The sequence below is a fragment of the Nitrososphaerota archaeon genome (assembly GCA_011605775.1).
Taxonomy (GTDB): domain Archaea; phylum Thermoproteota; class Nitrososphaeria; order Nitrososphaerales; family JAAOZN01; genus JAAOZN01.
On record JAAOZN010000058.1, the window covers coordinates 1 to 7536 of the forward strand.

At 49.1% G+C, this 7536-nt stretch carries 9 protein-coding genes; 3 read left to right on the top strand and 6 right to left on the bottom strand.

The features are described from left to right. From HA494_05275 to HA494_05300, 6 genes are all read right to left on the bottom strand, one after another. A partial coding sequence (locus HA494_05275; protein NHV97183.1) for a Ni/Fe hydrogenase subunit alpha occupies positions 1-845 on the bottom strand: 845 nt, incomplete at its 3' end. Next, positions 845-1819 (bottom strand): oxidoreductase, encoded by a 975-nt coding sequence (locus tag HA494_05280; protein NHV97184.1) that lies wholly within the window; start codon positions 1817-1819, stop codon positions 845-847. The genes HA494_05280 and HA494_05275, both read right to left, overlap by 1 nt. Beyond that, a complete protein-coding gene (locus tag HA494_05285) occupies positions 1819-2286 on the bottom strand; it encodes a hydrogenase iron-sulfur subunit (protein ID NHV97185.1) in 468 nt (155 codons plus the stop codon). Before HA494_05285 ends, HA494_05280 begins: the two co-directional genes overlap by 1 nt. Before the next feature lie 6 nt (positions 2287-2292). Next, positions 2293-4269, bottom strand: a complete 1977-nt coding sequence (locus tag HA494_05290; GenBank protein NHV97186.1) for a CoB--CoM heterodisulfide reductase iron-sulfur subunit A family protein — start codon at positions 4267-4269, stop codon at positions 2293-2295. 7 nt (positions 4270-4276) lie between these two features. After that, complete coding sequence (locus tag HA494_05295) at positions 4277-5152, bottom strand: hypothetical protein (protein ID NHV97187.1); 876 nt, start codon at positions 5150-5152, stop codon at positions 4277-4279. 2 nt (positions 5153-5154) lie between these two features. Further along, positions 5155-5658, bottom strand: a complete 504-nt coding sequence (locus HA494_05300) for a hypothetical protein (protein NHV97188.1) — start codon at positions 5656-5658, stop codon at positions 5155-5157. Between the two features lie 226 nt (positions 5659-5884). On the opposite strand from HA494_05300, the gene HA494_05305 reads away from it, so the two are divergent. The 3 genes from HA494_05305 to hypA all read left to right on the top strand — a co-directional run bounded on the left by HA494_05305 (position 5885) and on the right by hypA (position 7506). Next, the gene (locus HA494_05305) at positions 5885-6355 is read left to right on the top strand and encodes a hydrogenase maturation protease (GenBank protein NHV97189.1); all 471 of its coding nucleotides are present in this window, start codon (positions 5885-5887) and stop codon (positions 6353-6355) included. Between the two features lie 97 nt (positions 6356-6452). Continuing rightward, a complete protein-coding gene (hypB, locus tag HA494_05310; protein ID NHV97190.1) occupies positions 6453-7112 on the top strand; it encodes a hydrogenase nickel incorporation protein HypB in 660 nt (219 codons plus the stop codon). Positions 7113-7125: 13 nt separating this feature from the next. Beyond that, a complete protein-coding gene (hypA, locus tag HA494_05315) occupies positions 7126-7506 on the top strand; it encodes a hydrogenase maturation nickel metallochaperone HypA (GenBank protein NHV97191.1) in 381 nt (126 codons plus the stop codon). Positions 7507-7536: the final 30 nt, after the last annotated feature.

Genomic DNA, 7536 nt, shown 5'->3' on the forward strand with positions numbered 1-7536 from the left:
TAGGACCAGGGCTCGACGTGCTCAGCTATGTAGTTAAGGTAATCGCTCGGGTTAAACTCTGCTACGATCTTGCCATCTGGCGCCATCACCCTCAGCTTACCATCGTAGAAGTTGACCTTACCTTTCTCGTCAACCAGCCCCATGTAGTAGGTCTTGTGCAGATATATGTCGCCTGTGATCAGATCCACATACTCCTTGTTCTTAAGAACTACGTCATCAAAAATCTTCAACGTTAGCTTTGCTAGCTCAACCATCTTAGCAGCCCGCTGCTCAAGCTCCTTCCTCTGCTCCTCGGTTATCGGCTTACCAACGCCACCTGGCACAGTCATCACAGGATGTACTGCCCGTCCACCCAATATTTCCAACATGCGTGTAGCCTCAAGCCTAGCTGCAAGAATGTTCTTCACAAGCTCCATCCCAACTTTCGCTATCACACCGAGCACATTACGCTCAGCACGAGGAGCAGTAGGTCCTACTACGAAGTCCGGAGCTTGAAGCGCGTAGAAGACCGCTCCGTGGTCGTGGACGTAGAATGCGTTGTACGCTAGTTCGCGTAGCTTTCTACCCGCAGGCGGGGGTTCAACATGGTACACCGCATCAACAGCTTTTGCTGAAGCCATGTGGTGTGCCCATGGGCATACTCCGCATATCCTAGGTGTTATTAGGGGTAGCTCCTCTACCGGTCTACCTTGGCAGAATCTTTCGAATCCTCTGAACTCCACAACCTGATAGTATGCGTCCTCTACGTCACCTTTATCGTCGAGGAATATGCTGATCTTCCCATGCCCCTCCAATCTCGTTATCGGCTGTATAGTTACAACCCTATCCTTCTTCTCCATCTTCATCACCTCCTCGGAATAACCCTCCTAAACATCGATTTAGGCAACCCGAACCTGTAGAATGTGCCCAAGGGATCCTTTACTTGCTGAATCAAAGGAATCAACCGATCCTCAGAGACACCCGTCTCCTGATCTAGCGCTATTATGGATGCCAAGGCTGAGAGCATCTTCGCACCTTGATCTAAGGCTTCTGGGGTCGGACCCATGCAGCCCCTGCATGGAATGTTGTTGTCTACACAAGGAGCCTTACACCCTCCTCTTGTAGCAGGTCCCATGCATAGTATACCCTGTTCAAGCAAGCACCTCTGGCTGTCAGGTATGATCTCATGGAACCTTTTGATAGCGGTCAAATTCTTCTTCTCTTTAGTCCTCTTGCATTCGTCACATAGCGAGCGCTCAGACGCGAAGACGTGACCGCGTGGAGGGAGTTTGCCTGAGAGAGCCGCTACCAAAGCTTGCTCTATGTACGAGAGTGGAGGCGGGCAGCCTGGCATATAGTAGTCTACAGGTATCACTTGGTCCAGTGCTCTTATGGTGTCGTAGGTGACTGGTAGCTCAAGGTGCTTACCATCCGCCTTTGAGAGAGGCTGCGGTAACATACCAGCCTTGTTATCTGTGCTCCAGGTTTCGACGTAGGCGGTCTTCATTATATCATCTGCTGTAGATACGTTCGCCAACCCTGGTATGCCGCCGAAGCAGGCGCAGGAGCCATATGCTACTACCGCCTTTGACTTTCTCCTAACGAGCTTGGCTAGCTCCTCGTTATCACTATTGGTTATAGCGCCCTCGTAGAGGGTTAGATCAACACTTCCATCTGGCACAGATTCTAGGTCGCTAAGCTTGAAGTCTGCTCCAGTGGGCCAATAAACAATCTCGACATTAGCCAGCACATCAAGCAGAGTAGGTCCTAAATCGAGTAGCGAGTAGTCGCATCCAGCGCAAGTTGAACCCAAGACGATTGCAACCTTAGGTTTAGCCATCACTCACCACCTCCACTAGCCGTCTGAGCAGTAATCAGGGGGGCGAATAGCCTCTCCTGCTTCAGAGGACTAGGACCGAGCGCCCTTATCTTCTCAATGAACTCCTTCGCGACCTTCGTGAATAACTCTCCTTCTGATGCTGAAATCCACTCCAGCCTAAGCCGCTCCTTCTCCAACCCGAATTGAGCTAAAAGCTGCTCAAGCAGCCTAATCCTCTTCCTGGTCTTATAGTTACCGGCGATGTAGTGGCAGTCACCTGGGTGGCAGCCTGTGACAAGCACACCATCAGCCCCAGCCTTAAAGGCGTAGAGTATGTGTTCCGGCTCAAGCCTGCCTGAGCACATCAACCTAACCACCCTTAAGTTGGCGGGGTAGAGCATTCTGCTTGTGCCAGCAAGATCCATGCCTGCGTATGAGCACCAGTTGCACGCAAATACTACGATTCTAGGTTCGAAGTTACTTGCCATGCGCATCTACCTCCCTCTTGCAAGCACCTCGATCTGAGGTATGAGCTGCTTGTCTTCGAAGCCGAGCTGGGTCATCGCACCAGATGGGCAAGCTGCTGCGCAGGCTCCGCAACCTTTGCACTTGGTAGCCTCGACTTTAGCAACCCTTCCGCCGTTTCTAGCCTCGAGTACGATAGCTGTGTATGGGCATATGGGTTCACATACGCCGCAGCCGCTACATAGGTCTTGGTTGACTGAAGCGACATTAGGCACACTCTCAACTTCGCCCCTAGCTAGCAGTGCTATAGCTGAAGCCGCTGCTGCACCAGCCTGAGCCACTGTATCTGGGATATCCTTCGGACCCTGCACTACACCAGCTATAAAAACGCCATCTACCGAGGTCTCTGTCGGTCTGAGTTTCGGGTGTAATTCGAGTGCGAAGCCATCTGGACCTCTGGAGCATTTGAGGACTGTTGCTATCTGCTCGAAGGAGGGGTCTGGTACAACGCCCGTCTCAAGCACGACGAGGTCTGGGTTAAGCCTTATGAGCCTATTTGTGTTCTGATCGAAGACGTCGAAGTATAGTGAGCCGTTTGAGTCTTCAAATATCTCCATGGGTCTTCCTCTGATGAACTGAACGTTATCCAACGCTCTGATTCTCGCGTAGAAGTCTTCATACCCTTTGCCGAATGCCCTTATGTCGGTGTAGCATATTGTTACCTTAGCATCGGGTATGTGGCTTACGATGTAGTAGGCGTGCTTTATGCCAGCAACACAACCGAATCTGCAGCAGTAGTCTAGGTGCTTCTCATCTCTTGAACCTACGCATAAGATTATAGCCACGTTCTTAGGCTCCTTCTTGTCGCCGGGTCTTAATATGGCACCTTTTGTCGGGCCTGTTGCTGAAGTGAGCCGCTCTAGCTCTAAGCCCGTTATCACATTCTTACTCAACCCATATCTGTACTCAGGCATCTTCGTCTTAACATCATACAGACCATATCCGGTCGCCAAGATGATCGCACCCACATTGATCGTTATCTCTTTGGGCTGCTGAGTGTAGTCTATTGCCTTGGCGGGACAGAACTTCTCACACGCTCTACAGGTGCCCTTCTTGAAGTAGACGCAGTTATCCCTATCTAGGACCGGCTTCAGAGGAACAGCCTGCGGGAATTCGAAGTAGATCACCTTCCTCTTACCTAAACCGAGGTTAAATTCGCTTGGCACTGTGTAAGGACATTTCTGCTCACAGATTCCGCAACCTGTGCATAGATCTTCGTTAACATACCTCGGCTTCTTGAGGATCTTTACGGTGAAGTTCCCTACTGAGCCATCTATAGACTGAACTTCACTATATGTTAAGAGCTTTATGTTCGGGTGCTGCGCCGCCTCAACCATCATGGGTGTTAATATACACTGTGAGCAGTCTAGGGTCGGGAAGGTCTTATCCAACCTGGCCATATTGCCTCCTATACTCGGCCTCTTCTCCACAAGGTAGACTTCAAAGCCGCTATTCGCTATGTCGAGCGCCGCCCTTATACCAGCCACACCACCACCTATAACCAACGCTCTCTTGACAGCAGGCATTCTCACAGTCTCAATAGGCTTCAGCATACGTGCCTTCGCAACCGCAGCCTCAACCAGATCTTTAGCCTTCTCTGTCGCCTCTTGTGGCTGCTTTTCGTGAACCCAAGAGCAGTGTTCACGGATATTCGCCATCTCAAGTAAGTATGGGTTGAGACCAGCGCGCTCCAAAGCCTTTCTAAAAGTTGGTTCATGCATTCTGGGTGAGCAGGAGGCGACAACAACCCTATTCAGACCCTTTGTTTTGATGTCTTCAATGATCATGTTTTGCCCCGGATCTGAGCACATGAATGGGTAGTCTTTTGCAACCACTACATTAGGTAGGGTTGATGCGTGCTCCACTACCGCTTTGACATTAACAACACTAGCGATATTAACGCCGCAGTGGCAGACGTATACTCCAACCTTAGGTTCTTCAGCCATCCACTTTTCACCTCCTCAACTTTTCGAGCACACTTCCAACTGGGCTCATATTCAAGTTGAGCCCCAACTCTCTTTCACTTATACCCATAGCCAAGCCGAGCAGCTGGGTGTAGTAGAAGGTTGGTATAGACAGGCTTCTATCACCAGTGATGGTTTTGGCGGCATCTTGCTTCCCATCTATCATGTCGAAGCAGTAGGGGCAGAGGGTTGTAACACCATCGAAACCTCCCTCCACAAACCGCTTTAACCTCGAGGCAACTGTCTTGATCGCAGCATCGGTCGAATACGGCAACATGGCTGCACCACAACACTCATACTTCTCCGGATGATCACGAGTCTGCAAACCTATAGCCTCAGCCAAGGCTTCAAGCTTCAGCTTACCATCCCTCTTCTCAGGTCTACCGATGTGCGATGGGCGGACCAAGTGGCAGCCTGGGTGGCAAGCGAACTTAAGTGGCGGAAGTTTATATGCAATGGCTGAGGAGATCTTTTCAACACCAACCAGATCATGAAGCGCTTCAACAGGATGATAGACCCTAGCTTTACCAGTATACTTCAGACCCTCTTCTCTGAGAAGTGCGTTAACTTGCTCAAGAAGATGCCTTCTTTCTCTTAACAAGAAGGCTGCCTCACTTAGAGCAAGATGGCACCCATTGCATGGTGCAAGTAGATCTAATCCACCGGCTTCAGCTATAGCCATTAGTCTAGCTGGACCGTATATGCTGTAGAATCTGTTTATACCCATTATTGGAGTGCCGCAGCAGTTTGAGTCAGGCATCTCCACTAGCTCGATTCCAAGCCTTGGGAAGACCGCTCTGGTTGAGAGTTCGTAGCCGTACTGCTTTGTGGGTGTTGCGCAGCCTAAGAAGATATACATCTTCATCTTTAGGTCAACCTCCTGTATCCGAAGCTTGAGACGAGCTTCCTGAACTTCTCCATATCTTTCGGATGCACGATTTCTGGAAGCCCTAAGCTCTCTCTAGATACCTCTTCGAACTCGGTTGTGGTTATCGTCATAGGCTTATCCATTATACAACCATAGTCTAGCACATTGTTTGCCATCCCTACCAGCATCTCAGGCGGTTTATACCCTCGTGAGATCGCCACATTTTTCAGAGCAGTTACTACGTCAAATGGTGCAACATCTTGTGGGCAGTATTCCTTACACTTTAGGCACATGGAGCACGCCCATATTATGCCGCTTCTCATAACTTCTTCAGCCAGCCCCGCCTTGGTCAAAATTACCATCATATGGGGTCTATAATCACTCACTTTGGCCGCGGGGCAGCCGCTTGTACACTTCATACATTGGTAGCAGGCTTCAGGTCTCTGATCACCAATAACTTTTCTCACAGCATCTAGAATGTCGGTCTGGGCATATGTCTGCATCTATGCACCACACCTCCGTCCTGAGACTTGCTCCGCCTCAGGGTTGAGGGAAAGGTACTTACACATCCCTACATCCAACAAACTATTGGTAGTGATTCTATATATCTGTGGTGTAAATAGAGTATTAACCATTCCAGACTATATATTCATTATATTATCTAAAGAATCGTACATAATAGATAATATCGAAACAGTAAAATCCCACATCCTAGCGTGTTTTACATTAATGGCAGCAAAGTCACTGATCTTGGGCTGTGGAAACATATTCAGAGGGGACGATGGATTTGGACCAAGAGTCGCTGAATATATAGTTAGGGAACGCCTAACAGACGAAAACAGCATAGAGGTTTTAGATGTTGGCTTGGGTGTCTCCAGAGTTCTATTAGACATACTTTCAGATGAGAAGAAGCCCAAAAAGATCATCTTGGTAGATGCTCTTCACCAAACAGGTAGGGCGGGTGAAGTGAAAATTCTTAGCCTCAACGACATACCTTCAGTGGAGGGTAGATCGCCGTCACACAGCTTCCCCAATAAGGAGATGCTTGCTAAATTGGAGGAGATGGGTGTGAAGATATCGATAGTGGCTTGCGTAGCCGAGTATTTGCCTGATGAAGTTTCTGTTATGATGTCCAAAGAGGTTGAGAAGGCAATACCCAAGGCTGCGGTGCTCGCTGTGGAGCTGGCATCTGATCCTTAGCATCTGAGACTAGGAAAGCTGATATACATCCTTGCAGCCACATATAAATAGAGAGGTTTAGGATCGAGGTAGAGACGATTTGGACAGCAGCACGGTGATAAAACCTGAGCTTGGCGAAGTCTTTGATGTTGAGCTAGAGGAGGATATTCTTGAGGCTAATAGGAAGCTCGCTGAAGAGAACGCAGAAACGCTTCGCAAGTATGGCGTTAGATCATTCGATATAATGGGTTCCGTCGGCTCAGGCAAGACATCTCTCATAGAGAGAGTTGTTCAGATGCTCAAAGGCAGGTATAGAATCGCAGCTATAGGAGGGGATGTTGCTACTACGATAGATGCTGAGAGGATAGGTAGGCATGGTGTTAAGGTTCTGCAAATAAACACGGGAAAGGAGTGCCATCTCGACGCGAACCTCGTCAAAAAAGCGTTGTCAAGATTAGATTTGAGCAGCATAGATATCCTCTTTATAGAGAATGTTGGGAACCTCATATGCCCGGCTGACTTCCCCTTGGGGTGTGAGAAGCGCGTAGTGGTGATAAGTGTTAGCGAGGGCGAGCATATGGTGGTTAAGCACCCCTACATATTTGCTGGAGCAGACCTAGCGGTTATAAACAAGATAGACCTCTCAACCATAATGGGTGTAGACCCATCTAAGATCGAGCGGGATATCCACCTCATAAAGCCGAACCTTACTGTTATAAGAACAAGCTGCAAGACTGGCGAAGGAGTTGCGGAGGTCGCTAAAGCCTTAGGCCTATAGAAAAGGGAGAAGGTTGCACGAACTTTCCGTCGCAAACGAAATCGTGAGAGTAGCCATAAGAGAAGCAGAGAAGAGAGGAGCGAAACAGGTTAAGAGCGTGCATCTCGTGGTCGGTAGACTCACACACCTCAGCAAAGAGCAACTAACCTTCTGCTATAACCTCCTAAAGAAGGACACGATCTTAAAGGGTTCTCGGCTAATAATAACAGAGCAGGAACCGACAGTGAAGTGCGGCAGCTGCGGCTACCTAGGACCCATAAGCAAAGTCGCAGACGATGAGTTGGGGCTTTGGGCTGTATCACTGACTTGCCCGAAGTGTGGTGAGCCTGTGGAGATCAAAGAGGGGCTTGAGTGCAGAATCAAGGCTATAAGGATGGTATTAGACAAGAATTGATGGAGAGGGGTAATTTGTCCACAGCTAAGA

Bases quoted from the DNA above. Each gene is read 5' to 3' on its own strand.
- HA494_05280 (NHV97184.1), bottom strand. From the start codon at position 1,819: ATGGCTAAACCTAAGGTTGCAATCGTCTTGGGTTCAACTTGCGCTGGA.
- HA494_05285 (NHV97185.1), bottom strand. From the start codon at position 2,286: ATGGCAAGTAACTTCGAACCTAGAATCGTAGTATTTGCGTGCAACTGG.
- HA494_05290 (NHV97186.1), bottom strand. From the start codon at position 4,269: ATGGCTGAAGAACCTAAGGTTGGAGTATACGTCTGCCACTGCGGCGTT.
- HA494_05295 (NHV97187.1), bottom strand. From the start codon at position 5,152: ATGAAGATGTATATCTTCTTAGGCTGCGCAACACCCACAAAGCAGTAC.
- HA494_05300 (NHV97188.1), bottom strand. From the start codon at position 5,658: ATGCAGACATATGCCCAGACCGACATTCTAGATGCTGTGAGAAAAGTT.
- HA494_05305 (NHV97189.1), top strand. From the start codon at position 5,885: ATGGCAGCAAAGTCACTGATCTTGGGCTGTGGAAACATATTCAGAGGG.